This window comes from Streptomyces sp. NPDC007162, assembly GCF_040634175.1.
Classification (GTDB): Bacteria; Actinomycetota; Actinomycetes; order Streptomycetales; family Streptomycetaceae; genus Streptomyces.
In genome coordinates this window covers 1-25,432 of record NZ_JBEYFC010000039.1, presented here as the reverse complement: position 1 = coordinate 25,432, position 25,432 = coordinate 1, and the positions used below count along the sequence as shown (strand labels likewise).

General features: G+C 70.6%; 23 protein-coding genes and 2 pseudogenes. 17 read left to right on the top strand and 8 right to left on the bottom strand.

Annotated features, from left to right (window positions below):
• Positions 1-75 precede the first annotated feature (75 nt).
• The 4 genes from ABZ646_RS07300 to ABZ646_RS07285 all read left to right on the top strand — a co-directional run bounded on the left by ABZ646_RS07300 (position 76) and on the right by ABZ646_RS07285 (position 6,107).
• The gene (locus tag ABZ646_RS07300; RefSeq protein WP_360513920.1) at positions 76-2,178 is read left to right on the top strand and encodes a hypothetical protein; all 2,103 of its coding nucleotides are present in this window, start codon (positions 76-78) and stop codon (positions 2,176-2,178) included.
• Entirely contained in the window at positions 2,175-2,888 is a 714-nt protein-coding gene (locus ABZ646_RS07295; RefSeq protein ID WP_360513917.1) for an ABC transporter ATP-binding protein, read from the top strand. Before ABZ646_RS07300 ends, ABZ646_RS07295 begins: the two co-directional genes overlap by 4 nt.
• 140 nt (positions 2,889-3,028) lie before the next feature.
• Positions 3,029-3,793: an NPP1 family protein gene (locus tag ABZ646_RS07290; protein ID WP_360513914.1), complete on the top strand. Its 765-nt coding sequence runs from the start codon at positions 3,029-3,031 to the stop codon at positions 3,791-3,793.
• Between the two features lie 343 nt (positions 3,794-4,136).
• Positions 4,137-6,107, top strand: coding sequence for an Ig-like domain repeat protein (locus ABZ646_RS07285; RefSeq protein WP_360513911.1), 1,971 nt, complete (start codon positions 4,137-4,139; stop codon positions 6,105-6,107).
• 16 nt (positions 6,108-6,123) lie between these two features.
• Here ABZ646_RS07285 and ABZ646_RS07280 read toward each other — a convergent pair whose 3' ends face one another.
• Positions 6,124-7,179: a hypothetical protein gene (locus tag ABZ646_RS07280; RefSeq protein WP_360513907.1), complete on the bottom strand. Its 1,056-nt coding sequence runs from the start codon at positions 7,177-7,179 to the stop codon at positions 6,124-6,126.
• A gap of 116 nt (positions 7,180-7,295) precedes the next feature.
• Complete coding sequence (locus ABZ646_RS07275; RefSeq protein WP_360513904.1) at positions 7,296-8,423, bottom strand: PP2C family protein-serine/threonine phosphatase; 1,128 nt, start codon at positions 8,421-8,423, stop codon at positions 7,296-7,298.
• A 159-nt stretch (positions 8,424-8,582) separates the two neighbouring features.
• On the opposite strand from ABZ646_RS07275, the gene ABZ646_RS07270 reads away from it, so the two are divergent.
• From ABZ646_RS07270 to metG, 7 genes are all read left to right on the top strand, one after another.
• Positions 8,583-9,023 carry a hypothetical protein gene (locus tag ABZ646_RS07270; RefSeq protein WP_360513901.1) on the top strand — a complete coding sequence of 147 codons (441 nt, stop codon included), beginning with the start codon at positions 8,583-8,585 and terminating at the stop codon, positions 9,021-9,023.
• Positions 9,024-9,500: 477 nt separating this feature from the next.
• Positions 9,501-10,409, top strand: coding sequence for a hypothetical protein (locus ABZ646_RS07265; protein ID WP_360513941.1), 909 nt, complete (start codon positions 9,501-9,503; stop codon positions 10,407-10,409).
• Positions 10,410-10,523: 114 nt separating this feature from the next.
• Entirely contained in the window at positions 10,524-11,117 is a 594-nt protein-coding gene (locus ABZ646_RS07260; protein ID WP_360513898.1) for an HAD family acid phosphatase, read from the top strand.
• 68 nt (positions 11,118-11,185) lie between these two features.
• Complete coding sequence (locus tag ABZ646_RS07255) at positions 11,186-11,959, top strand: alpha/beta hydrolase (protein ID WP_360513895.1); 774 nt, start codon at positions 11,186-11,188, stop codon at positions 11,957-11,959.
• Positions 11,960-11,966: 7 nt separating this feature from the next.
• Positions 11,967-13,946, top strand: a complete 1,980-nt coding sequence (locus tag ABZ646_RS07250) for an FUSC family protein (protein ID WP_360513892.1) — start codon at positions 11,967-11,969, stop codon at positions 13,944-13,946.
• 516 nt (positions 13,947-14,462) lie between these two features.
• Positions 14,463-15,809, top strand: a complete 1,347-nt coding sequence (locus ABZ646_RS07245; RefSeq protein ID WP_360513889.1) for a VWA domain-containing protein — start codon at positions 14,463-14,465, stop codon at positions 15,807-15,809.
• A gap of 125 nt (positions 15,810-15,934) precedes the next feature.
• Positions 15,935-17,650, top strand: a complete 1,716-nt coding sequence (gene metG / locus ABZ646_RS07240) for a methionine--tRNA ligase (protein WP_360513886.1) — start codon at positions 15,935-15,937, stop codon at positions 17,648-17,650.
• A gap of 66 nt (positions 17,651-17,716) precedes the next feature.
• Here metG and ABZ646_RS07235 read toward each other — a convergent pair whose 3' ends face one another.
• Positions 17,717-18,064, bottom strand: a complete 348-nt coding sequence (locus ABZ646_RS07235) for a DoxX family protein (protein ID WP_360513883.1) — start codon at positions 18,062-18,064, stop codon at positions 17,717-17,719.
• Positions 18,065-18,159: 95 nt separating this feature from the next.
• On the opposite strand from ABZ646_RS07235, the gene ABZ646_RS07230 reads away from it, so the two are divergent.
• A complete protein-coding gene (locus ABZ646_RS07230; RefSeq protein WP_360513880.1) occupies positions 18,160-18,567 on the top strand; it encodes a hypothetical protein in 408 nt (135 codons plus the stop codon).
• Positions 18,568-18,732: 165 nt separating this feature from the next.
• On the opposite strand, the gene ABZ646_RS07225 is transcribed toward ABZ646_RS07230, so the two are convergent.
• Positions 18,733-18,945, bottom strand: coding sequence for a DUF397 domain-containing protein (locus ABZ646_RS07225; protein ID WP_360513877.1), 213 nt, complete (start codon positions 18,943-18,945; stop codon positions 18,733-18,735).
• Positions 18,942-19,817, bottom strand: a complete 876-nt coding sequence (locus ABZ646_RS07220) for a helix-turn-helix transcriptional regulator (RefSeq protein WP_360513874.1) — start codon at positions 19,815-19,817, stop codon at positions 18,942-18,944. The genes ABZ646_RS07225 and ABZ646_RS07220 overlap by 4 nt, the downstream gene beginning before the upstream one ends.
• A 163-nt stretch (positions 19,818-19,980) precedes the next feature.
• On the opposite strand from ABZ646_RS07220, the pseudogene ABZ646_RS07215 reads away from it, so the two are divergent.
• The 4 genes and pseudogenes from ABZ646_RS07215 to ABZ646_RS07200 all read left to right on the top strand — a co-directional run.
• Positions 19,981-20,310, top strand: a pseudogene (locus tag ABZ646_RS07215) (ATP-binding protein); the annotation flags it as partial.
• Positions 20,311-20,703: 393 nt separating this feature from the next.
• Entirely contained in the window at positions 20,704-21,582 is an 879-nt protein-coding gene (locus ABZ646_RS07210; RefSeq protein ID WP_360513938.1) for a helix-turn-helix domain-containing protein, read from the top strand.
• An 84-nt stretch (positions 21,583-21,666) separates the two neighbouring features.
• Positions 21,667-22,539 carry a hypothetical protein gene (locus ABZ646_RS07205; RefSeq protein WP_360513871.1) on the top strand — a complete coding sequence of 291 codons (873 nt, stop codon included), beginning with the start codon at positions 21,667-21,669 and terminating at the stop codon, positions 22,537-22,539.
• Positions 22,540-22,599: 60 nt separating this feature from the next.
• Positions 22,600-22,809 (top strand): hypothetical protein, encoded by a 210-nt coding sequence (locus ABZ646_RS07200; protein ID WP_360513868.1) that lies wholly within the window; start codon positions 22,600-22,602, stop codon positions 22,807-22,809.
• Positions 22,810-22,815: 6 nt separating this feature from the next.
• Here the strand turns inward: ABZ646_RS07200 and ABZ646_RS07195 are convergent, their stop codons facing one another.
• Positions 22,816-23,112, bottom strand: a complete 297-nt coding sequence (locus ABZ646_RS07195) for a hypothetical protein (protein WP_360513865.1) — start codon at positions 23,110-23,112, stop codon at positions 22,816-22,818.
• Between the two features lie 118 nt (positions 23,113-23,230).
• Positions 23,231-23,533: pseudogene (locus ABZ646_RS07190) on the bottom strand (pectate lyase); the annotation flags it as partial.
• Positions 23,534-23,835: 302 nt separating this feature from the next.
• On the opposite strand from ABZ646_RS07190, the gene ABZ646_RS07185 reads away from it, so the two are divergent.
• Positions 23,836-24,312 carry a hypothetical protein gene (locus ABZ646_RS07185; RefSeq protein WP_360513862.1) on the top strand — a complete coding sequence of 159 codons (477 nt, stop codon included), beginning with the start codon at positions 23,836-23,838 and terminating at the stop codon, positions 24,310-24,312.
• Between the two features lie 117 nt (positions 24,313-24,429).
• On the opposite strand, the gene ABZ646_RS07180 is transcribed toward ABZ646_RS07185, so the two are convergent.
• On the bottom strand, positions 24,430-25,290 hold the full coding sequence (locus ABZ646_RS07180; protein ID WP_360513859.1) for an intradiol ring-cleavage dioxygenase: 861 nt from the start codon (positions 25,288-25,290) through the stop codon (positions 24,430-24,432).
• Between the last annotated feature and the right edge of the window lie 142 nt (positions 25,291-25,432).

Below are 25,432 nucleotides of genomic sequence, written 5' to 3'. Positions count from 1 at the left end.
TCGCGCGGCCGTGGGGGCGGGTGCCGTCCGCCCCCACGGCTGTTCTTCCCATGGACTGAACTGGATCGGTATCAGATGCTGCATCGAGGCACAAGATTCGTCCACGCCGCGGTCCTGGTCTTCGCCGCAGCCCTGTCCTTCCTTTTCGTACGCGGCCTGGACGAGACCGGAGTACTGGGAAATTCGGCCCTGATCGAGGTCATCGACTCCGACGGGTCGAAAAACGGAACCCAGGTCGTCCGAGCCGTCGAGGCCTTCTCCGCCGGGCACGGCGTCGGGGTGGCCCGCGAGGTGCCCGACCTGAGGGACCCGGACGGGCTCCGGCACCTCTATCTGGCCCCGGGCGGCGGCTCGTCCGTCACGGCCGGCTGGCAGGCCCACGGATATCCGGAGTTCAGCAGGAAACTCGCGACCCGCGTGCACCCGCTGTCCGAGGTCGCGGCGCTGGACCCGCGCGGCTCCTACTACGTGTTCGGCTCGTCCTCGGCCGTCGACCGGCTGGTGGCCGAGTTCGGCCGGCTCGGCCTCACCACGAGCGTGACCCACCCGCTGTCGTACACCGAGCTGACCGACCGGTACACGGACGATCCGCTGCTGCGGGCCTTCTGGGTGGTCGCCCTCGCGGCGGTGACGATGACCGGCGCGAGCGTGCTGCTCAACGCGAAGACGTACGGGATCCTGCGGATGCAGGGCATGTCCTTCGCCGGCATCCTCCTGCGCGACCTGCGGCAACTGGCACTCTCCTGGCTCGCGTCGGCCGTCACCGTGACGGCGGTGACCCTGACCGCGCTCGGCCTCTACAACGGCTTCGCCTGGTTCGGGCTGTTCGCCGCGGTGGCCGCGACGGCCGCCGCCCTCCTGACCGCCCTGGTGCTGGCGGTCCACGCGGCGGTGCTCGGGCTGACCTACAAGGTCGACGTGGGGCGGGCCCTCAAGGGCGAGTTGCCCGCGCGGGCCGCGTCCCTCAGCGTCTATCTCGTCCGCGTCCCGGCGCTGCTGCTCGCGCTCGCCATCGCCACGAACGTCACCCTCGCGGGCCGGGGCGTGCTGGTGCGCCTGGAGAACCAGAAGGTGTACGAGGCGGTGGGCGACGCGGTCTCCATCCGTCTCAGCGGCGCCTTCGCCATGCACACGGAACAACTGGACCGGCACGTGGGACCGTGGCTGCGCCAGGCCGACGGGCGCGGTGAGGTCGTCCTCGCCGGCCGCAGGGACCTCCAGGTCTCCGCCCCGGGCGCCCGGCTGCCGTCCGGCGAGTTCCTCATCGTCAACGACACCTATCTCGCCGAGCAGCCGGTACGGGATCCCGCGGGACACCGCTACCGCTCCGAGGCCGACGGCGGGAAGGCACCGGACACACGCCCGGTCCGGGTCATCGTCCCCGATTCCCTCGCCTCCCACCGGGCGGTGATCACCAAGGCCGCGTCCGAGATCGTCGACCCCCACCAGGATCGGCACATTCCGCTCGAGGTACTGAGAGGCCGGTCCGGACAGCGTCTTTTCGGGTACAACACCGGGGCCTACGTCTACAACTCGGCACACGGCCCGGACGAGGACAGGTCCATGCTGCGCGATCCGGTCGTCATCGCCGTACCCAATGGTTCACGGTTTCTCACGGACGACGCGTACACCACCTATGCGACCCAGGCGGGAGTCGTTTTCCCAGAACCGGACGACGTACTCGAAGGAATCAGGGCGAACAAACTTCAGAGTTACCTCAGTGGAATGAGTCCTGTCGGGCAGAAAACAGCCCTGGATCTCAGGAACGCGGTCGGCGAACTACGGATCCAGGTGTTCGATCTCGTCGTGTCCGCGCTCGTTCTCCTCATCGCCGGTGTCGGGGTTTGCATCATCTACTCCCGCAAAAACGCACAGACGATATTCGCACGGCATATCAGCGGGTGGCGCTATATCGCCACGCACCGTTTCGTCCTCGCCGTGGAACTGGCCATAGCGGTGGTGTTCGCCACCCGGGTTCCCTTCGAGGCGTGGCAGCAGAACCAGGAGATGAAGAAGTTCGCGGCCGCCGGTGCGCCCACCCCCTTCCAGCCCACTCATGTCACCGCGCTGGACGTCGGTGTCATCACGGCGCTGGTCGTGGTCGAATTCGGGGCCGTGCTGCTCGCCCTCGCGTTCTTCCACCGCCGGATCGTGAAGGAAGGGGCGAGGACCGCGTGAACCCCGTCAGCACCGACATCATTTCAAGCCAGCCGGAGCATGTGGTGATCGAAGTCGAGAACCTGTCCAAGGCATTCGAGTCCCGGGTCCTGTGGCGCGGAGTCGGCTTCACCGTCGGCCGGGGCGAGATGCTCGCCCTCGTCGGCCCCAGCGGTTCGGGCAAGTCCACCCTGCTCAACTGCCTGGGGCTGCTCGACAGACCGACCTCCGGGGCGATCAGGTACCAGGGCGAGGACATCACGCGGTTCGGCAGAGGGGAGACCCGGCGCTTCCGCCGCGACAGCCTCGGTTACCTCTTCCAGCACTACGCCCTGATCGAGAACGCCACCGTCGAGGAGAACCTGGAGGTGGCCGTCGCGCCACGGCGCAGGGCACCGGACAGCGGGGGCCCGGGCATCGCCGAGGCCCTCGACCGGGTGGGCCTGGCGGGCCGGGGCAAGGAGCGGATCCACCACCTGAGCGGCGGCGAACAGCAACGCGTGGCCCTGGCCCGGCTGATCGTCCAGAAGCCCGCGCTGGTCCTCGCGGACGAGCCCACCGGGGCTCTCGACGACGCCAACACCGCCGTCGTCGTCGACATCCTGCGCGAGCTGAGCGGGGCGGGCTGCGCCGTGGTGCTCGCCACCCACGACGCCACCGTCCGGGACGCCTGCGACACGGTCTTCGCGGTGCCCGGGCAGCCGGGCAGGCACCTCGTCGCCAACCTGTGAAAGGGCGGGGTCAGTTCGGCGAAATGCCGTCCTCCGTTTGACAGAAAGCCCTTCCATTCAGGCTCTCGGCAGGCCAGTCTCTCTCCGCACCCGAATGTCATGTCCGGGGCGAACAATGGACCGTCGACTGGAGCCACCCGATGTCCCGAACCAGGACCCACCGCCTCGGCCGAGCCGCGGCCGTCGTGGGCAGCGCCGCCGCGCTCACCCTCGCCCTGCCGTTCAGCGCCTCGGCGGGGGTGCTGCAGAACCTCCCGGAGAACGCCACCACGTTCCAGAAGTTCTTCGAGCCGCTCTACGACTACGACACGGACGCCTGCTACCCCGCCGCCGCCATCGACCCTTCCGGCAACCTCAACGGCGGCCTGAAGCCGACCGGCGCGATCACCGGCCAGTGCCGCGACGGCCATCTCGACCACGCCAACACCTACTCGCGGGCCAAGTGCAACAACGGCTGGTGCGGGATCATCTACGCCAGCTACTTCGAGAAGGACGAGGCGTCCCCGGGCATCGGCCACCGCCACGACTGGGAGTGCATCGTCGTCTGGGTCAAGCAGGGCGCGGACTACCCGTCGTACCTGTCCGCCTCCCAGCACGGCGACTTCGACACCCACGCCGTGGCCGACGTGCCGATGAGCAGCCAGCGTGTCCAGGTCGTCTACCAGAAGGACGGTCTGAGCACCCACGACTTCCGGTTCGCCAAGTGGGGTGAGACCCCGGAGAACGACGACGGCGCCTGGCACCAGGAGAACCTGCTCACCTGGGACAACATGGCCTCCAACCTGCGGGACATCCTGAACGCCTCCGACTGGGGCGACGCGAACCTCCCCCTCCAGGACGCCAAGTTCGACGACCACCTGAACAAGGCCAAGCCGAGCGCGATCCCCTTCGACCCGTACGCCTGACCCCACCACCGAGGCCCCGGCGACAGGCGACCGCCCGGTGAGAGCTGACTGCCCTGGTGGAAGTTTGATCGCCCTGGCGGAAGGGGAGTGTCGGTCAACTCCGCGCCTGCCGGTGTCGGTTCCGCCGCGCCCTCGGCCACCGCAACGACTGGGAGTCCCTGACGGACCCCGCGACACCGACCGCGCCCGGCGAATCCCGGGCGCGGCCGAATCCCGGGTGCTGATTGTCAGTGGCATGACCTAGTCTTCGTTTCATCCGCCACACGCGGCCCACAGGAACCTCACACACGTGGGCCCTGCTCCGTGGCGCCCACTTCATTCGATCCGGGGGGTTCGAATCAGCGTGCGTATGCGCACCGTCACGGCCGCCACCACCCTGGCGGTCCTCTTCAGCTCCGCGGCCCTGGCCGCCACTCCGGCCTACGCCGACACCAGCGCGCTCCTGCCGGTCAAGTCGGTCGGTGACATCGTCGTCGACGGCGCCCACCAGCAGGTTTTCATCAGTGACCCGACAAACGGCAAGATCGTCGTCACCGACTACTCGGGCAACGTGCTCAAGCAGCTCACCACCGGCCTCTCCGGTGTCCACGGCCTCGAACTGTCCGCCGACTCCGGCACGCTCTACGCGGCCGTGCAGGACATGGACGCCATCGCCGTCATCGACACCGCGACGGACACCGAGACCACCCGCTACCCGGTCGCCGACAAGCCGCTGAGCGTGGCCCTCGCGGGCGGCAAGCTGTGGTTCGGCTACGGCGGTGACACGGCCGGGAACATCGGCTCGGTCGACCTCACCGGCGACCACACGGTCACCCTCGACCAGGACCACAGCTGGTACCAGGCACCGCTCGTGGACGCGGCACCCGGCTCCGACGTCCTGGTCGCGGGCGCGGTCGACCAGAGCCCCGTCGAACTGGCCTCCTACGACGTCTCCTCGGGCACCGCCACCAAGCTGGCCAGTACCCGGGACGCGGGCAGCAACCTCGGCGACCTCCAGGTCACCCCCGACGGCAAGGACGTCGTGGTGGCCAGCGGAGCGCCCTACTACCACCAGATCTTCAAGACCTCCGACCTCAACGAGGACGGCAAGTACACCAGCATCAACTACCCGAACGCGGTCGCCATCGCGCCCGACGGCACGGTCGCGGGCGGCAGCGACGCCTCGTACAACCCGGACGTCTACATCTTCCGGCCCGGCAGCAGCGAGGCCCTCCGCTCCTACGACTTCCCGAGCACCGGTGCCTCCAGCGGCTCCGACCTGATGGCCGACGCTGGCCTCGCCTGGGCGCCGGACTCCTCCCGGCTGTTCGCGGTGTCGTACAACAGCGAGGGCGTGTACTCGCTGCGCGAGTACGACACCCCGGGCAAGGCGGCCAGCACCCTCACGGTGAACGCCCCGGCGTCGGCGACGCGCGCGAAGCAGCTGACCGTCACCGGCACGCTCTCCTCGACGACCGCGTTCCCGGCCGGCACGCAGGTCTCGGTCACCCGCACCGACCTCGACTCCCCGAACGGCAAGGCGCTGCCCGCCGTGACGGTCAAGGCCGACGGCACGTTCTCCTTCACCGACACCCCGCCGGCCGGCGGCAAGGTGACGTACAAGGTGAGCTACGCGGGCGACGCCCAGCACACGGCCGCCTCCGCCAAGGACACCGTGGACGTCTCCCGGGCGAAGCCGACGCTGACGCTGGACAACAACGGCAAGGTGTACGCGTACGGGAAGGACGTGAAGTTCACGGCCCACCTCGGGGCGACGTACAAGAACCGCACGGTGGAGCTCTGGGCCGACCCGTTCGGCTCGGACAAGCCCAACAAGCTGGTGAAGTCCGGCAAGGTCGACTCGCACGGCAACCTGTCCGTCGTCCTCGACCTCAAGCGCGACACCAAGGTCACCGCGAAGTTCGCGGGCGACGCCCGCTGGCAGCCGCGCTCGGTGTCCAGCACGGTGGGCGCGAAGGTCAGCGTCTCCATGTCGGTCAGCCGCCAGTACAAGTCGAAGAAGGCCTGGGGCCAGACCTACTACTACTTCCACAAGACCAAGAACCCGCTGTTCACGACCAAGATGCCGTACTACACCGGCCGTGCGCAGCGCTTCGACTTCCAGGTCTACTACCAGGGCAAGTGGTACTCGGACACCTCCCAGTACTTCGCCCTGGCCACCAGCGGGATCTCGAAGGTCGAGTTCGCCGGCAACCACAAGAGCGACGTCGGCTGGCGCTTCCGGGTCCGCTCCGACTACATCAACGGCTCGTCCGGCGACACCGTCAACTCCACGACGTACGGCGCCTGGAAGTACTTCACCTTCACGAGCTAGCCGGCCCGCCGGCCGCTCAGCTGGTCTGAAGCTGCCGGAGGTGCTGCTGGACGTGGTCCAGGGCACCTTCCCGGCGGCCCGGCACCCTGAGTCTCAACTCCGCGAGCGCGGGCCCCAGTTCACGGGCCCGCGCCGCGTCCTTGATGGCCCCCCACTGGTGGTGGGCCCGGTCCACGGCCGCCTCCACGGCAGGTGTGTCAGCGGGCTCCCCGGCGGCCAGCCGCGTGCTGGCCACGGTCAGCCAGGTACGGCAGCTGCGCGCCGCGTCCCCGGCGAACATCGCGAGGTCGGCCCGTACCTCCGCCCAGTGCAGCGCGTCCTCGGAGGCCGGCCCGTGCACCCGCGCGGCGGCCTCCTCCCAGCGGGCGGCGAGTTCGTCCGCCTCCGCGTACCGGCCGTCCCGCACGGCCGCGCTGATGGCGTCGTGCGGATCACCGCCGTCCGGGCCGTGCGTGCTGAGCAGCATGCCGGTGGCGGTCTCCGCGCCGAGCCGCACGAGCACCTGCTGGTGCAACTGCTCCAGCGGCGGCCGGTGTCCGCTCCTGAGCACCGTCGCCACCGCCTTCATGTACGACGGCACGGCGACCTCCCGCCGGGCGGGCGGCGGCGCGATACGCCCGTGCACGGCGTTGTTCCGACCGCAGTCGAGGGGCACCGCGCGCAGGTGCTCCCAGGTCTCGTGGTCCGCGTGCAGGTCGAGCACCAGCGACGTCGCCCCCGGCGGGCGCAGCCGCAGCTCCTCGCGGATCCAGTGCCAGGGCAGCGCGGTGTACCGCACCGTCGCGGGCGTGGTCCTGGCCAGGGCCAGGTGCGGCAGCCGCTGCTTGCGGTCCAGCTGCAGCTGGCCGGTGACGAACAGGGTCAGCGGACCGGGAGCGGCCGCGGCGGCCCGCAGCCGGGTCAGCACGGCCTGCGGCTCCAGGGGGTCGGCGAGTTCCACGACGTTGGCGGTGTCGGTGCCGGAGAGTATCGCCGGGGGCACGGCCGCGAGCACGGGGAGCACGGAGGCCGCGTCCACCAGTCGCCCTTTGCCCGTCGGCGAGGCCGCGAGCAGCAGCACGGTTCCGGGCATCGGGCCCTCCCCTTTGTTCCCCAGGTCCACTTACGTCAGCACCGTAACCGCTGCGCCTGCAAAGCGGGGGCCGGCGGAGAGGTTTGGTCCGGGATGGGGGAGTTACGGCCCACGCCCTAGTGAGGGGACGGGGTGCGGCGTACCGCGAAGATCGTGGTGTCGTCGGAGAGGTGGCCGCGGCTGTGGCGCAGTACTCCGTCGCGGACGTGGGCGACCAGGCCGGCCGGGTCGGTCGTGGCCGCCCGGCGGACCTCGGCCGTCAGGTCGTAGAACTCGCCGTCCCCGTTCCTCGCCTCCGTCACCCCGTCCGTCGTGATGAGCAGGGTCTCCTCCGGGGGGAGGGTGACCGTGCGGGTCGGCGGCGGGCCGGACCCCTCGCTCAACTCGCTCATGCCCAACGGGAGCCCACCCCCGGGCGGGAGGGCCCGCACGCCCGCCGGGCCGACCGCGAGCGGTGGCTCGTGGCCGAAGTTGACCAGTTCCACCACGTCCGGACGGCCGGGCAGGAACCCGAGCAGCAGCGCGGTGGCGAAGCGGTCCCCGTCGTCGCGGCCGAGGGCCGCCGTATGGCCCCGGTGCCGGAGCATCCGGGTCTCCAGCCGGTCCGCCACCGTCGCCAGGTCCGCCTCGTGGTACCCGGCCTCCCGGAACGTCCCCAGCAGCGCCGCCGCCGTCTCGACCGCCCCGAGCCCCTTGCCCTGCACGTCCCCCACCAGCACCCTCGTCCCGTGCGGGCCCGGCTGGATGTCGTAGAAGTCCCCGCCCACCCGGGCCTCCGTGTCGGCGGCGAGATAGACCGCCGCGTGATCCAGTCCGGCCCACTCCTGCGGCAGCGGACGCAGCACGGTACGGCGGGTGGTCTCGGCGATGTCCCGCATGTGCAGCATCCGCCGTTCGCCGTTCAGCCGGACCGTGCAGGCGAGGACGGCCAGCACCCCCGCGAGGGCGACCAGGACGAAGTCGGACAGCCCGGCCTGGTACTGCTGGGGCCAGGCGTTGTCCACGGCGACGTAGTCCAGCAGGGACAGCACCGAGAAGGCGGCCGTCGCCCAGACCCCGCAGAGCGCCGCCGCGATACCGGGCACCAGGACGATCCAGGAGATGATCCGGAACCGCTCCGTGGTGTTGAGGTCGACCACGGTGATCCCGGCCAGCAGCAGCAGCGGCGCCAACCAGGCGAAGCCTCTGCCCCGGGCCGGCGGCGGCAGGACCTGCCGCCGCCGCAGGCCCTGGTGGTCGGTCACGTCAGTCAGCAAAACACGCGTGCGCACGGCCCGCACGTCGTACGGAACGGCGCGCAGGACGCCGTACGGCCCCCCTGACGAATGTCGTATGACCGACTTGCCAGGGGGTGCCCGCAGGTGTGCTCTGGAAGGCGGGGGCGAGGAGAGAGGAGCGCTCGCATGGCTCAAGCGGCACCCACGTCCGGCGGCACGGTCCGAGCCGGTCGTACCCCCGACATCTTCGGCGCCCGGACGCACGCCCGGGCCCGGATCGCCATCTCCGTCGTGACCGGGCTGATCTACGGCGACTGGGTCGCGGCGAACCGCCGCGCCGGCGGCCCGATCACCGGCTGGAACCTGGTGGCCGGTTTCGTGAGCGCCCTCGTGTTCGCGGTCGTGCTGTGGGCGGTCATGACCTTCGCCCCACGGCTGCGGCGAGAACTGCACGCGGCGGTGTGGGCGGCGTTCGCCGGTATCTCGTTCGGCTTCCTGTACAGCTCGACCGGCGAAGCGGTCCTGCGGTCCATCGGCATGGCCGTGGCCGTGGCGCTCGTCGCCCTGATCCTGTCGTTCTACCGGTTCTACACACGGGAGGACGCGGCCGGACACCGCATCCGATAACCGCTCCCCGACCCGCGTGGGCCCCGGCCACCACGGCCGGGGCCCATGCGTTCCCCTTTTTCCCTCACCGGTCGCCGGGGCCGTTGCGGGCACCCGGCGACAACCCGGCGGGGCCCCGGCTTCCCGGAACCCACACCCGAAACCAGGAAACACCCGTTCGGATCAGTCCTCCACCGGAGCGCGCCGCGCCGAGCGGTTCAGGCACCCGGACCCCGGGTCGCCCGTTCGGCCCGGCCAGGGCCCGCCGTACACCCGTTTGCAGTCGTACGACTCGCCTGACCGGCCCCCAGGGGCTTGCCTGGAACCGTGCCCCCAGTGCTCCCCGGGCCGGTGCGGCGGCCCCCGGGCTCCGCACGGGCCGCACGGACGTCGTGGCCCGCCCGGGCCGTCCGGACCTCGTGGCCCGTGCGGGCTGCCCGGCCCGTCCGTGCCGCACGGTCGGCGTGGGCCGCCCGGCCCCGCTGCCTTCGGCGCGTCCTGTCGGCCCTGCTGATCACGCTGTCCTGCCTGCTGCTGCCGTTCGGCGCGCTGTCGGCGTGGGCCGCGTACGGGCTGGCGGACACCGGGCAGTACGTCAGCACGATGGCGCCGCTGGCCGAGGACCCCGACGTCCGGGACGCGGTGGCGGCCACCGTCGGCGACGGCATCATGCGCGAGGTGGACGTCGGCCGGCCGATGCGGGGCACGGTGGCGCCCTTCGTACGCGAGGCGGTCCGCTCGTTCACCCAGACCCGGGCGTTCCGGCTGGCCTGGGACGCGGGCAACCGGGCCACCCATGACGCCGTGCTGCGGGCCCTGGAGGACGAGCGCGAGGAGGCCGTGACGGTCGACCTCGCGCCGGTCACCGCCCAGGTCAGGGACCAGCTCGCCCACGACCATGTGCCGCTCGCGGCCCGTATCCCGGTCCAGCACACGGCGGTCGCCGTTCTCCCGGCCGCCGAACTGGACCGGCTCCGGAAGGGGTTCCACGTGCTCGAAGTCGCCGGGTTCTGGCTGCCCGTCGCGGCCGTCGTCTTCGCGGCCGGTGGTATCGCCCTCGCCGTCCGCCGCCGGCGCGCGGTCACCGCGACCGCGCTGGGTACGGCGCTGGGCGGCGCCCTGCTCGGCCTCGCCCTCTCCCTCGGCCGTGCCCTGACCCTGGCCGGTCTGCCGTCCGACGTACCGCACCCGGCCGCGGCCGCCGTCTACGACGCCCTGACCGCCACCCTGCGCACGGTCTCCTGGCTGCTGTTCGCCCTCGGCCTGACGGTGGCCCTGCTGTCCTGGCTCAGCCGGTACGCCCGCCGCCGCTCGGCACCGGTCCCCGAACCGGATACGGAAACGGCCAACTCACCTTCTCTCAGAGCGAATTCACAGGCTTCTGACCAGAGCATGACACGCATGTAACCAGTCGCTACTCTGACGGTCACATGGTGGGCGTCCCGGCCGGGCAACGTGGCGGAACGACAGCCACCGGTACGGAACACCGATGGCCGACGTGACCTGAGGAGCCCCCGCCCGATGAACCGTCTCACCGCACGCCGCGCCGCTGTCGCCGTGGCGGCAGGCCTCGCCCTGCCGTTCGCCGCCGTCCTGCCCGCGCACGCCGCCGACTCGACCGTCACCGAGGCCCAGTGGCTGTCCGACGTCGCCGCCGTCACCGGTCCCGCGCAGAGCTACATCGACGACCGCGCCGCCGCCGGCACCTCCGGCGCCAAGCCGGCGATCGTCCTGGACATCGACAACACCGCGCTGGCGTCCCACTTCGAGAGCGGCTACCCCACGCCCGCCACCGCCCCGGTGCTCGCCCTCGCCCAGGACGCGCACGCCAAGGGCATCAGCGTGTTCTTCGTCAGCGCCCGCACCAACCTCATCGACCTGACCACCAGGTACAACCTCACCCAGGTCGGTTACACCGTCGACGGCCTCTACACCCGCGCGCTCGGCGAGATCATCGGCGAGAGCGTGGCCGACTTCAAGACCGCGCAGCGCAAGACGATCGAGGCGAACGGCTACGACATCGTCGCCAACATCGGCAACAACACGACGGACCTGACCGGCGGTTACGCCGACACCACCTACAAGCTGCCGGACTACGACGGCCTGCTGGACTAGCCCCCCAAGGGCCCTTGTCAGGGGCGCTGCGCCGCGAGTCCCGCCAAGCCGCGCAGCGCCTCACCACCATGCACGCCCGCGCTTCCCTCCTCCTCGTCCACGGCCACCCCTTCGACCGCACCATGTGGCACCCCCAGCTGACGGCCTTCGCCTCCGACCGCCGGGTCATCGCCCCCGACCTGCGCGGCTACGGCGCCTCCCCGGTCACCCCCGGCAAGACCCCCCTGGCCCGCTTCGCCGCCGACCTCGAAGATCTCCTCGACACCCTGGACGTGCCGGTCTGCGTCGTCGCGGGCCTGTCCATGGGCGGCCAGATCGCGATGGAGTGCTACGACCGCCTCGGTCCCGCCCGGGTCCGCGGCCTGGTCCTGGCGGACACCTTCCCCGACCCCGAGACGCCGGAGGGCAGGCAGGCCCGCAACGCCATGGCCGACCGCCTCCTGCGCGAGGGCATGCGGGGCTACGCCGACGAGGTCCTGGGGAAGATGGTCGCCCCCTACGCAGACCCGGAGGTCAAGGCCCACGTCCACCGCATGATGACGGCGACGGCCCCCGAAGGCGCCGCCGCGGCCCTGCGCGGCCGGGCCGAACGCCCCGACTACCGCCCCCTGCTGACCAAGGTCACGGTCCCCTCCCTCGTGGTGGTCGGCGCGGACGACGAGTACAGCCCCGTCGCCGACGCCGAGGCCATGCACGCCCTCCTCCCCGACGCCGACCTCCGGGTGATCGACCGCGCGGCCCACCTGCCGAACCTCGAACGCCCGGCGGAGTTCAACCGGGCGCTGGGCGAGTTCCTGGCACGCGTCGACCAGGCACCGCAGGCCCGGCGCACACCCGGATAATGGGCGCATGTCCCGCGAGTTCCCCACCGGCCTCACCCCTCCCGACTGGCTGGTGAGGAACCTCCGGCCCCAGCGGGCAGCCCCCCTCAGCTGGGCCGCCCTCGTCCGTGCCGCCCTCGGCATGGCCCTTCCGCTCGCCGTCGGACTCGCGGCCGGACAGCCCGCGTACGGCGCGCTCGCCTCGATGGGCGCCCTGTCCGGGGTCATCGGCGACACCGCCGACGCCTACCGCATGCGGATCCTCAACATCGCGGTCCCCCAGCTCTTCGGCGCCGTCGGCGTCACCGTGGGCTCGCTGGTCTACGGCCAGGGCTGGCTGACGGTCGCCGTCGTCACCGGCATCGCGCTGGTCTCCGGGATGATCTCGACGATCGGCGCGGTGTCCTCCGTGTCCGGGCTGCTCCTGTTGCTCAACTCCGTCATCGGCGCGGGCCTGCCGCTGCCCGGCCCCTGGTGGCTGACCCCGGTCCTGATGACCGGCGGCGGCCTGCTCGTCCTCCTGCTCGCCCTGCTGGCCTGGCCGTTGCGCTCCGGCGTACCGGAACGCTCGGCGGTCGCCGCCGCCTACCGCACGGTCGCCGACCTGCTGACCGTGAGCGACAGCGGCGACGGCGAGGCCTACGACCGCGCCCGGCACACCGTCACCCAGTCGCTGAACCAGTCGTACGACCTGATCCTCGCCCGGCGCGCCCGCTACCACGGCCGCAACCGCGAACTCACACGGCTGCTCGCCCAGTTGAACGCGATCACTCCGGTGGTGGAGGCCGCCCCCGCCGTCCGGCTCGCCGCGAAACCACTGCCGCCCGAGGTCCCGGCGGCGGTCCGGCACATCGCCGACGCCATCGAGACCGGCTACACCGGCCCGACCGGCCTCCGCCTGCCCGAGCCGGTCAACGAGACCGGCCGGGCCGTCGACCACGCCCTGCGGCACGTCGCCGAGGTCGCCACCGGCCCCGACGTCGACCCCCGCGGCATCGACGACCGCCTCGGCCGCCCGGCCGCCCTCGGCGTCCGCACCGCCCGCGCCGCCCGCAACGTCGTGCTCTCCGCCAACTCCTGGCGCTACGGCATCCGCCTCGCCCTGTGCATCGGCATCGCGCAGGCACTGGTCTCCCTGATCCCCGTGCCCCGCTCCTACTGGGTGGCCCTCACCATCACCTTCGTCCTCAAGCCCGACTTCGGCTCGGTCTTCTCCCGCGCCCTGCTGCGCGCGCTGGGCACCGTGGCGGGCCTGGTGGTGGCGGCGACCGTCCTCGCCCTGGTGCCGCGCGGCTGGTGGGACGTGCCGGTGATGCTGGTCCTGGCCCCCCTGATCCCGGCGCTGACCCCGCGGGGCTACGGCTTCCAGACCGCGGCCATCACCCCGGTGATCCTCCTCCTGTCCGACGTACTGAACCACCAGGGCACGGCCCTGCTCCTGCCCCGGCTCCTGGACTCCCTGATGGGGTGCGCGATCGCCCTGGTCGCCGGGTACCTGCTGTGGCCGGAGAGCTGGCGCACCCGGGTCGGCGACCGCCTCGCCGACGCGGTGGCGGACACGGCCGCCTATGTGGAGCTGGCCTTCGGGGGCGGCGGGGAGGCCGGCGCAGGGGGCGGGGAACAGGGCGTCGACCCCGCCGCCCGGGCCCGGATGCGCCGCCGGCTCTACCGCGACCTGTCCACCATCCGCACCGAGTTCCAGCGCGCCCTGACCGAACCCCCGCCCACCGGTCGCCGTGCCGCGGCCTGGTGGCCGCTGGTCGTCGCCGTGGAGCGCATCGTCGACGCGACGACGGCGGCCCGGGTCCGGGTACGGCACGGGGCACCGCCCCCGTCCCGGGCCGAGGTGGACCAGGTCACCCTGCAACTGCGCGAGCTGGCGGCGGGCGTCCGCGAGTCCGAGACCCTGATCGCGGTCCGCACGGACCTCACCGGCCCACCGGACAGCGTCCTGGAACCACTGCGCCAGGAGGTGGCGGCGGCCAGGGCGATCGCGTCCCCGCACTGACCCCGGGGGAAGCGGCGGCGCCCCTCCCCAAGATCGCAACCTGGGGCCGCTAACCTTACGTGTCCGTCCTGGCCAGCGATTGACGGGTATCAACTCACGCGAAGGGTTGCGCACATGGGCATTCTCACTCTCCTGCGGAACGCATTCGGCAGGTCGCGAAAGCCGCGCCCTGCCGAAGCAGAGGGTGCGGACCAGCTCCCTTCGCAGTCGACACCGACACAAGAAGCGGCAGCTCAGACAGCGACGGCGGTCCCGGAACCCCGCCCGTCGACGAAGGACGAGCACGACCTGGTGTCGGCGGCCTTCGACAACGTGACGGTGCCGAAGCAGGCATCGCGCACGATCGAACCGGACCTCCCTTCTCAGCCACCGGCCACCGAAGCAGAGCCCGCACCCAAGCCGAAGGCAGAGGCCGAGGCAGAGCCCGCGGCCCAGACCGAAACGGAAGCCGAAGCCGAACCTGCGGCAGAGCCGAAGGCAGGGGCTGCGGCTGCGGCCGAAGGCACGTCCGAGCCGGTGGCCGGGGCAGCGGAACCCACGCCCCGGACAGAGGCCGAGGCCACACCTGCGGCCGAGCCGGAGACACAGGCCAAGACCGAGACCGAGCCGGAGGCCGCGGCCGATCCGGCGGTCGAGCCGGAGGCGGAGGCCAAGCCGGTGACCGAGGCCGAGCCTGCCAGCGAGCCGAAGGCAGAGGCCAAGACCGAGGCCGAGCCGGAAGCGGAGGCCAAGCCCACGGCCGAGCCCGAGGCCGCAGCCGAGCCGGCGACCGAGACCGAGACCGAGACCGAGCCTACGGCCGAGCCGGAAGCGGAGGCCAAGACCGCGGCCGAGCCGGAGGTCGCGGCTGAGCCGGTGGCCGAGGCCGAGCCCGAGGACGCGGCAGAGCCTGCGGCCCAGGCCGAAACCGAGCCCGCGGCCGAGCCCGAGGTCGCGGTGGAGTCGGCGGCCGAGAAGTCAGGCGTGCCTGAGGCGGAGCCCGGGGCCGAGCCGGCCGCTGCCGGAGTCGTCGTCGCGGCGGAGGCTGAGGCTGACGTGGTGACCGAGCCGGAGGCCGAGGCCGAGCCGGTGATCCGGCTGACCGTCGAACCGGTGGCCGTCGCCGAAGCGCAGCCGGCGACCGAGGCCGAGGTCGAGATCGAGATCGTCCCGGAACCGGTCGAGCCCGCACCCGACGACGAAACCGTCACGGGTGGTGCGGGCGGGAACGACATCGCCGAAGGCGCAGCCGAGGCCGCGGTCGGCGGGGACGCCGCCCGCGTCGCCCTCGCCAAGGCCGGCCTCTCCGCCGCCCGCGCCACCACCTACCTCGTCCTCGACCGCTCCGCGAGCATGCGGTCGTACTACAAGGACGGCTCCGCGCAGGCCCTCGCCGACCAGACCCTCGCCCTCGCCACCCACCTCACCCCGCCCGGCGACACCCCCTCCGTGCACGTCGTCTTCTTCTCCACCGAGGTCGACGGCACCACGGACCTCACCCAGGCCTCCCCCGAGAACGCGATCGACGAGGCGCACGCCGGCCTCGGCCGGATGGGCCGCACCAGCTACCACGCGGCCGTGGAAGCCGTACTCGCCCACTACGACGCGAACGCCGCCCCCGGCACCCCCGCCCTGGTCGTCTTCCAGACCGACGGCGCCCCGGACGCGAAGACCCCGGCCACCCAGTCCCTCACGGACGCCGCGAAGTCCCACCCCTCGGTCTTCTTCTCCTTCGTCGCGTTCGGCGAGCACGAGAACAAGGCCTTCGACTACCTCCGCAAGCTGAAGACCCCCAACACGGCCTTCTTCCACGCGGGCCCGACCCCCCTGGAGCTCACGGACGCGGAGCTGTACGACGGCCTCCTGATCGACTGGCGCCCCTGACCTCTCACCGCCCCCGTGCCGCCCGCTTCTCACCCAATAAAACGGGAAGCGGGCGGCATACACATGTCGGCTACGATTTCAAGGTTCGCAAGAAGAGCAACACACCGACCTGGGAGCAGCCCCCGATGGCTCGACACCTCATCACCAGCGCCCTTCCGTACATCAACGGGATCAAGCACCTGGGCAACATGGTGGGGTCCATGCTCCCGGCGGACGTGTACGCGCGGTACCTCCGCCAGCGCGGCCACGACGTCCTGTACATCTGCGCCACGGACGAGCACGGCACCCCCGCCGAGCTCGCGGCGAAGGAGCAGGGCGTCCCGGTCGACGAGTTCTGCGCCCAGGCACACGACGCGCAGAAGGCGGTCTACGACGGCTTCGCACTCGCGTTCGACTACTTCGGCCGCAGCTCCTCCCCCGAGAACCGCGAGATCACCCAGCACTTCGCCCGCCGCCTGAACGAGAACGGCTTCATCGAAGAGCGGTCGATCCGCCAGGTGTACAGCCCGGTGGACGGCCGTTTCCTCCCGGACCGCTACGTCGAGGGCACCTGCCCGCACTGCGGCTACGACAAGGCCCGCGGCGACCAGTGCGAGAACTGCACCCGCGTCCTGGACCCGACCGACCTGATCAACCCCCGTTCCGCGATCTCCGGCTCCACCGACCTGGAGATCCGCGAGACCAAGCACCTCTTCCTGCTCCAGTCCAAGCTGGAGAACGAGGTCCGCGAATGGGTCGCCCAGCACGACAAGGACTGGCCGCAGCTGGCCTCCTCCATCGCCCACAAGTGGCTGACGGAGGGCCTGCACGACCGTGCGATCACCCGTGACCTGGACTGGGGCGTCCCGGTCCCGGCCGACACCTGGCCGGAGCTGGCCGCGGAGGGCAAGGTCTTCTACGTCTGGTTCGACGCCCCGATCGAGTACATCGGCGCGACCAAGGAGTGGGCCGACCAGGACCCGGAGAACCGCGACTGGAAGTCCTGGTGGTACGACGTCGACACCGACGTGCGTTACACGGAGTTCATGGCGAAGGACAACGTCCCGTTCCACACGGTGATGTTCCCGGCCACCGAACTCGGCGTGCGCGAGCCGTGGAAGAAGGTCGACTTCGTCAAGGCCTTCAACTGGCTGACGTACTACGGCGGCAAGTTCTCCACCTCGCAGAAGCGCGGCGTCTTCACCGACCAGGCCCTGGACATCCTCCCGGCGGACTACTGGCGCTACTTCCTGATCGCCAACGCCCCCGAGTCGGACGACTCGTCGTTCACCTGGGAGCACTTCACGGCGACGGTGAACAAGGACCTGGCCGACACCCTCGGCAACTTCGTCAACCGCGTGCTCTCCTTCTCCCGCAAGCGCTTCGGCGACGACGTCCCGGCGGGCGGCGAGCCCGGCGAGGCGGAGACGAAGCTGGGCGCACAGATCGCCGAGCTCCTCGCCGAGTACGAGTCGCACATGGAGACCCTCCAGTTCCGCAAGGCGGCCGCCGCCCTGCGCGCCCTGTGGTCGGCCGGCAACTCCTACCTGGAGGAGAAGGCCCCCTGGCTGGAGATCAAGACGGACAAGGACGGCGCGGCCCTGACCCTGCGCACGGCGATGAACCTGATCCACCTCTACTCGGTGGTGTCGGAACCCTTCATCCCGTCGACGGCGAAGACGATGCGCGAGGCCTTCGCCCTCTCCGCCGACACCGCCACCTGGGTCACCGCCGACGAGGCGAAGGCGCTGGCCGCCGTCCCGGCCGGCACCCCCTTCACGGTCCCCCCGGTGCTGTTCGCCAAGCTGACGGACGAGGACCTGGAAACGTACAAGGAGCGCTTCGGCGGCACGGAGTCCTGACCCGTCCGCCCACCCTCCCGGCCGGCCCCCTGACCCCGCTCACCGGCGTCAAGGGGCCGCCGCACGTCAGCTCAGCAGCCCCAGCACCAGTGCTCCCGCCACCGGCGCCGCGTACACCAGCGGGAACGGGATGTGCGAGTACCACCTCGCCCGCGCGACGGTGACCGCCGCGCCGGTGAAGTAGAGCAGCAGCCCCACCGCCGCCAGCACCCCGACCACAGGCACGGCCAGCCCGATCACCAGCCCCACCGCCCCGGCGGCCTTGGCCACCCCGAGCGGCGTCCACCAGGACGGCGGCACCCGGTAGTCGGTGAGCGCCTTGACGATCCACTCGGCCCGCACCAGCAGCACGGTCCCGGAGAACCCGGCCAGCAGAGCGGCGAGAACGGTGACGACGACGTAGGCGGTACGCATCAGGAAGCTCCCCTCACAGCAAAGTCTCGGACACCTCCCTGACGCGCACGCCACCGAATGTGTGACAGCAGCCAGTGGCAACTGGGGGGACGTGCGTGACGGTCGTGCAGCCGACGAGCCCTGAAAACGTCAGTGCGCAAGTACCCGCGCCGGGCCAACGCGTGACCGTACGGAACCGCCCCTGGGTGGTCACCGACGTCCTCCGTTCGACCGCGGCCAGCGACGACCCGGCACGTGCCGCAGAGGCCACCCCCAGCCACCTGATCACACTGACCTCGCTGGGTTGGACGCCACTGGATCTCAATCGCAATTTCCACGAAACACCTAATGGCCCGCGGTGGAGTGTCGATCCCAATATTCAGATGGAGATGAACGATCGCCTACTGGAGCTGAATCACGTCATGTACGCCGACGAAGTGCAGCGCGGCCTCCACAGCAAGAGCACCATCAAGAATAAGCGGTCGACCAGGGGCGATGATGCCTCACGTGCCACACTTTTCTAGCCGGGTTGTGTGGACCGCGCGGCGCGTAGCGCGAGTGTCAGCGATTCAAGGAAGGGCCAAGGCTGCCTCATCTCCAACAAACCGCACTTCGCTACTCCAGGCCTGTACGAAAAAGACGTCCGCCTCGCGGCTGGTGACAGCCAAGGGGCGCGTGCAGTTGAGGAGTCAGTTTTCCGACACGTATGCCACGAAGCCCGCCCAGGCCTCCGGCGCCAAGGCGAGGTGCGGGCTGAACTCGCGGTACTTGGAATCGCGGACGTGGATGGTGCCGGGGGTGGTGGCGACCTCGACGCAAGAGTCGCCCTCGTTACCGTCGCTGTAGCTGCTCTTGAACCATGCCAGCTCAGAGCCGTCCCTGTCGGAGGGGTTGCGGATCATTTCTCTCCCAGCAATTGCTCAATGAAGGCCAGCGACTCCCGAGGGGCAAGAGCCTGAGCCCGGATGGTGCCATAGCGCAGCTCAAGGATGTGCACCTGCCTCGGGTCCGAGACAGGACGGCCGTTGAACGCACCATCGGAACGTCCTGTCGCCGTACCGTCTGCGAACTTCAGCAGCTCGATCCGTCCGTCCAGACCGGGGTGGACCTCGACGCGTGTGGGCATCACCTGAAGGGTGACGTTACGCAACCGGCCCACCTCCAACAGACGTTCGAGCTGCCGTCGCCACACCATTGTGCCGCCCAGAGGCCGCCGCAAGAGCGTCTCTTCCAGCACGAAGCCAAGCGCGGGGGACGGATCTCGCTCGAAGATGGACTGCCGAGCCACGCGAGCGGCGACCAAGCGCTCCACCTCGGCTTGCGGGTAAGGCGGTTGCCGCGACTCGAACGCGACACGCGCATGCTCCGGCGTCTGCAACAACCCATTGATGCTGTTGCAGACGTACACCCCGATCTCGACCGCCTTCGCCTCCATGTCCGCCAGATCCCGCACCTTCTTCGGGTACCGGACCTTCTTCACGGCCTCCCAAGTCGCCGCGATGAGCCCGCCCGCGCCCAACACCTCGTCCGCCTTGTACAGATACTCCGGCCTGGGAATCCGCTTCCCCGCCTCGATCTTGTACACGAGATCCTCGCCGTACCCCACCGCCTTCCCGAACTCGCCGGCGCGCATCCCCACCGCCTCGCGCCGCAGCTTCAACTGCCGCCCGACGGTGGCGACAACAGCCACGCCCCACTCGTCGTCCGGATCCACCTCCCACCCCGGCTCGTCCGCCTCGGTAATGAGCCGCCCTACCTCACCGTCCACCGACATGCGCGCTGCCGCCCCTCCGCCGTACCGCCGCCTACCCGCGACGCCCCTACCCGCACGTACCGCCCCGACAAGCCCTTACACCACTGGATAACCCCAGGACAGTCACCGTACGCAACAGCGTCGTCACTCCTCACGGTAGGCGGATCCGGCCACGCTGAGTGACGTGAATCCGAAATTCGCCGAGCCCACCACCACGCCCGCCCAACCCGACTGCCACATCCGCAACTTCCACGTCCTGCTGTCCCCCACCCCGCGCGGCGCCCGCCTCGCCCGCCTGCTCGCCACCGAACAACTGCGCGCTTGGGAACTCCCACTGGACCCGGCGGCGCACATCGTCGCCGAACTGGCGAACAACGCCGCGACCCACGGCCGCGTCCCCGGCCGCAACTTCCAACTCCTGCTCTACGTGGTCGGCGACACCCTCCGTATCGAGGTCACCGACACCCGCGCCGACCGACTGCCGCACCGCCGCCCCTCCACCACCCCCGACAGCGAAACCGGCCGCGGCCTGCTCCTCCTGGACGCCCTCGCCGACCGCTGGGGAGTGAGCCGGGGCCTGCCACCCCGCAAAACGGTCTGGGCCGAACTCGTACTCCCCGCAACGGAATCACCGAAGCCCAACTCTCCACGCTCCGGTCAGACCTGCGCTCCCCATGCACCACCCACCAGGCAGAAAGCACCCCACCAAACCCCACCCCTCCCTCCCTCCCTCCCGCCGGGCAAACTCACTCCCGCGAGTGAATATGTCCAACTCGGCTGGATTCGGCACCGGTTGCCTGCCTTACGCTCAGCGCAGCACGGCACAACCGCAGACATGCGACGGCCCCCGCCAGGACTAGCGATCCCAGTGCGGGGGCCTGACCACCGAGGAAGTAGGAGCTTCCCGATGGACACCAAAAACACTAGCGCGCCCTCGCGCGCCCAGTCCCGAATCCCGGGCAAAAACCACCCTCACGCGCGGCCGCACTCCGGCGTCGTTCACGACAACGCCCGCCACACCGAGAACTTCGTGGTGATCGGCAACCACCTCGCCCAACACCCGGAGCTGTCGCTGCCCGCCATCGGGCTGGCCACCTACATCCAGTCGGTACGCCGGGGCACCGCCGTCGACATCAAGACCCTCGCCGACCGCTTCCCCGAGGGCCCCACCCGTATCGCCGCCGCTCTCAACGAGCTCGAAACCCACGGCTACGTCCGCCGCACCCGCGAACGCACGCCCACTGGCCGCATCGTCACCCGCACGGTCTCCTGCAACAAGCCGGGGCACCGGTCCACGCCGGCCGAACCCCGTACCACGACCGCCCGCCGCGCGGCCACCACAGACAAGCCCCCTCCCCGCAAGCGCCTCCCCGCCGTACCGCAGCCCTCGAACACCTCCCCCGCTCTCCTCCAGGCAGCCCTCGACGTCCTCGCCGGCCTCCGTCGCCGCGACCCCCGCCTGCTCCTCTCCGCCACCGATGCCGAACACCTCGCGCCCGGCGTCGCCGCCTGGCTGGAGCGCGACATCGCCCCCACCGCCGCACGCCACGCGCTCACCGAGAACCTGCCGAACGAGCCCCTGATCCGACCGGCCGCCTTCCTGGCCCACCGCCTGGCCGCACAACTCCCACCGCCGCCCCCGTTCCGGCCGCCGGCCGCACCGGCCCCGCCCGTCCGTCACCCCGTCCGCAATTGCGACACCTGCGACCGCGGCTACCGGGGCCCCGACCCACTCCGCTGCCGGGACTGTTGCGAACTCCGGCAACCGGCGCCTACGGCGGCCTGACGAGCCGACCAGGACGCCAACGCCGCTGGAGACCGGCCCGCGGCCGCGTTCACCCCACCAACCCCACCCTCGCAGGGAATCCATATGGTCAACTCGCCCCACGAGGCGATGCACCGCATCTTCCAGCAGTATCCGGGCCTCTTCTCCGGGGTGTCCGAAGTCCTTGGCATCGACTTCCCCCCGCTCACCTCGGTCACCGTGCTACCCACCGACCTCACCGAGACGAGCCCCGTCGAACGCCGCGTGGACACCCTCTTGCGGCTGGACACGGAGGACGACGAGTCGCTGCTCCTGGCGGTCGAGGCCCAGAGCGGGAAGGATCCGGACAAGCCCGCCGGCTGGGCGTACTACGCCTCGTACCTGCTCACGAAGTACCGGCTGCAGCCGTTGCTGCTGGTCGTCTGCCAGGACCGCGCCACGGCGGAATGGGCCGCCCGTGAGGTCAGCTTCGGGCCTCGCCAATGGCCCCTGCTGACCCTGCGGCCGCTGGTCGCGGGACCGCACAACATGCCGGTGATCACCGACCCGGCCGAGGTCCGCAAGGATCTCGCCCTCGCCACGCTGTCCGCGATCACGCACGCCAAACATCCGGACGCCGGGGTCATACTCAAGTCAATGACGACCGCTCTGCGGGAGACCCCGCAGAGCATCGCGGATCCCCTCATCGAGCTCATCGCACAAGGCCTGGGCAAGCACCCAGCCGCACAACTGTGGAGGAAACTGGTGGCCGTGGACCTCTCCTTCTACAAGTCGTACATCTCCGAGGAAATCCGCGACGAGGGCCGGGCTCAGCGCGCCGTCGAGGACATCCTGGACATCCTGGAAGTGCGTGGCATCGACGTCCCCGAAGCGGTCCGGGAACGCATCACCGGCTGTGGCGACCTCGAGATCCTGCGCCACTGGCTGCGGCGGGCCGTCACAGCCCCGACGGCCGAAGACGTCCTCACGGACGAGTAGGCCCCAGACCATGACCCACAGGCCGACCCGGTATGCGGGTCGGCCTCGGAAGGCAGGGCGGTGGACGGCGAGAGCTACCGGGAACGCAGGCGGGCACTACTGAGGGACGTTCCGGCGGCTGCCGAGAGGGCCGCACGTCTTCTCACCCAGCTGGGCACAGAGGAACGCGACGACGCCGAGATCGAAGCGGAACACATGGCGGTCCTCCTCGCCGCTGTACGCGAGTACACCGGCCAGGGACAAGAGCTGATCCCCCGCGCCGAACATTGAGTTCCGCTACTCCGGCTGCACCACGAACACGCTCACCCCTCGCATGCGCACCCCCGTGCCACGCGGCTCCAGGTCCCCGGTCACCGACACCTCAAGACCGCGCCGCCAGGCATCGTTGGCCTTGTCGAGGTCCTCCGGACGAAGCTCCACCCGGACGCGGCGCTGCCGTGAGGTGTCCTCGTGCACGAGGTAGCCGTAGATCGTCGCCTCACGGGGGTTCATATCGCGGTGCAGTTTCATCACCACTCCGTGCAGGACCGCCCCCTCCTCCCGCCCCAGTCGCTCACGGAGATCCTTCGCCACCGCGTCGTCATGCGGCCTGCGTGATTCGGCTTGGAGCCGACCGATGCGCCATTCAGCTGAGGACCGAGGGCACGGCGTACGCCCTGACGCGCGCCGCTTTCCCCCGGTACCGGGCGGCTCAGCTGACGGTCAGCACACCCGCGCCCGTCGTCTTCGCCAGCTCGGTCGGCAGGCTCTTCGCGCTGGACTCCAGGCCCGCCGCCAGGGTCGGCTTCCAGTTGACCGTCGTCTTGATCTTCTTGGAGTTCACGGCGTTGCAGGCGGCGACGAGGTCGATCGTCGTACCGTTCACGAGGTTGCCGCTGCCCGCGATCGAACCGGTGCCGTCGCCGCTGAGGAGCTTGGAGGTCTTGAGGGAGCCGGGGACCGTCCAGTAGTTGTTCTGGGCCACGACCTGGGCCTTGGCGCGCGGGTTGATGCTGCGAGGGTACGGCGCGTGCGGAAGAACCGGCGGTGAGAAGCAGAGGCCACAGAGGGAGTCCTCACGTGCTTCCGGATGTGGTTCCAGAGTCCTTGGGCGAGCCCGCTTCGACGGGCTTCACTCCTCTGTGGTTGTGGAGATCGGAAAGGTTGCCGTGAATTTTTTGGCCGTGTGATGCACATACCAGGGGCGGGCGGCGAAAGTTGACCCGGGCAGCCTTTCCCGGGCCGGACGGACGGACCGGCGGCATCGGCGCGCCCCCCAATAACCGCATGTCCACAACACATCCGTATGGTTTCGCCATGGCAACCCCTGAGCTCATCCCGATCGCCTACGAGCCGCACGGCCGTACCGAGGCCATCGGTCACTACACCGGCGGCCAGTTCCTGGCCTCGGTCACGTACGCGTTCCCCGAGGGGTTCCGGCTGGACGAGGGCTGGGAGGAGCAGAAGCGGCTGTACGCGGTGCTGCACCTCTTCGACGCCATGGGCCGCTACAGCGACTCCCAGATCTGGTGCGCGGGCAGCTGGGCCGAGCAGCAGCGCGACCCGGAGGGCGCCGGCTCGGTGCTGGCGCGGGCCCGCGCGCACCTGGCAAACATGCTGCGCAGCCTGCCGCGGCGGACATACAAGGACATCGCGATACGCCCGTTCCAGCTCAGGGTGGACGGCGTGTTCTTCGGACTGGTGGCGAAGGACGACGAGGACGGCGGGTGGGCCGAGCTCTACCCGGACCACCTGGGCTTCGGCGAGCCCTGGGACGGCCGGTACGACACCTGACGGGCACGGACAAGGACCAAGTACTGTCAAAGTCCGCCCACTTGCGAGGGCGGCGGAGCAGACGGGTGCCGGTTCCTCCACGTCCTTCTGCCGGTCGAGGTGTCGCGGTCGTCGGCGTCAGCCGTCGTTCGTCTCGTCCGGCTCGACGCCCAGGGTCAGGTGGGCGCGGACGCCCCGGGCGATGTGGTGGCGGTCGTACCTGAGGTAGAGCAGGCCGCCCTCGTGGCCGTTGTCCGGGTAGATGGTGTCCTCGTCGAGGGTGGTGCGGGTGGTGGTGTTGCTCGCGTACGGCTCCACCTCGGCCGACAGCAGTACCGACTGCTCGTCGAAGAAGAGCTGGCCGGTGTGGCAGGTGTGGCCGCCCTCGTAGCCGGCATCCGTCCACTCGCCGTCCACGTGCGCCTTGACGTGGATGTGGACGCACCGGCCCCGGTACCAGCCCGGGAAGACGGTCCTGAAGGTGACCTGTCCGTGCCGGTCGGTGTGCCAGGTGCCGCGCAGGTAACGCGTGTCGTCGGTCGGCTCCTGATGGCCGCCGCCACCGCCGGGCGGGGGCCCGGTGGGAGCGGCGGTGGGCGGGGGACCGCTCGGCGGGGCACCGCCCCCGCCGCCGCTGCCCATCTCCTCGTACCCCGAGTAGATGCCGGACGCGTTGCAGTGCCAGATGTCCACGGCCGCGTTCCTGAGCGGCCTGCAGGTCTCCGCGTCGATCACCTTGAGGGTGAGGGACAGCGGGATGCCCTCCTGGTCCTCGGTGACGTCCTGGCGGAGCTTGTCGGCGTCGATGTAGTAGGGGCCCTCGACCAGTTCGGAGGCGAGCGTGTAGCAGGCGCCCTCCTGGTCGGACCGGTCGGAGGCCTGCGCGTCGGTCATGAAGGTGCTGCCCACACCGACGGCGGCCACGGCCACGCCCCCCGCCGCCAGCACCGCGCGACGGGCCAACCCGCTTCTTTCTTCCGGTGACTGCGTGTCTGTCATGGCCAGCGACCGTAGGCGGGAGCCGCCTGGCAGGAACATCGGAGAGAGCTGTGAATCGGGGAGCACAGCGCGAAGGGCTCGAAACCGACGTCACAGCTCTGGGCCAGGGAGCCCGGCGGACCGCTGCCGCGTGGGCGCGGCG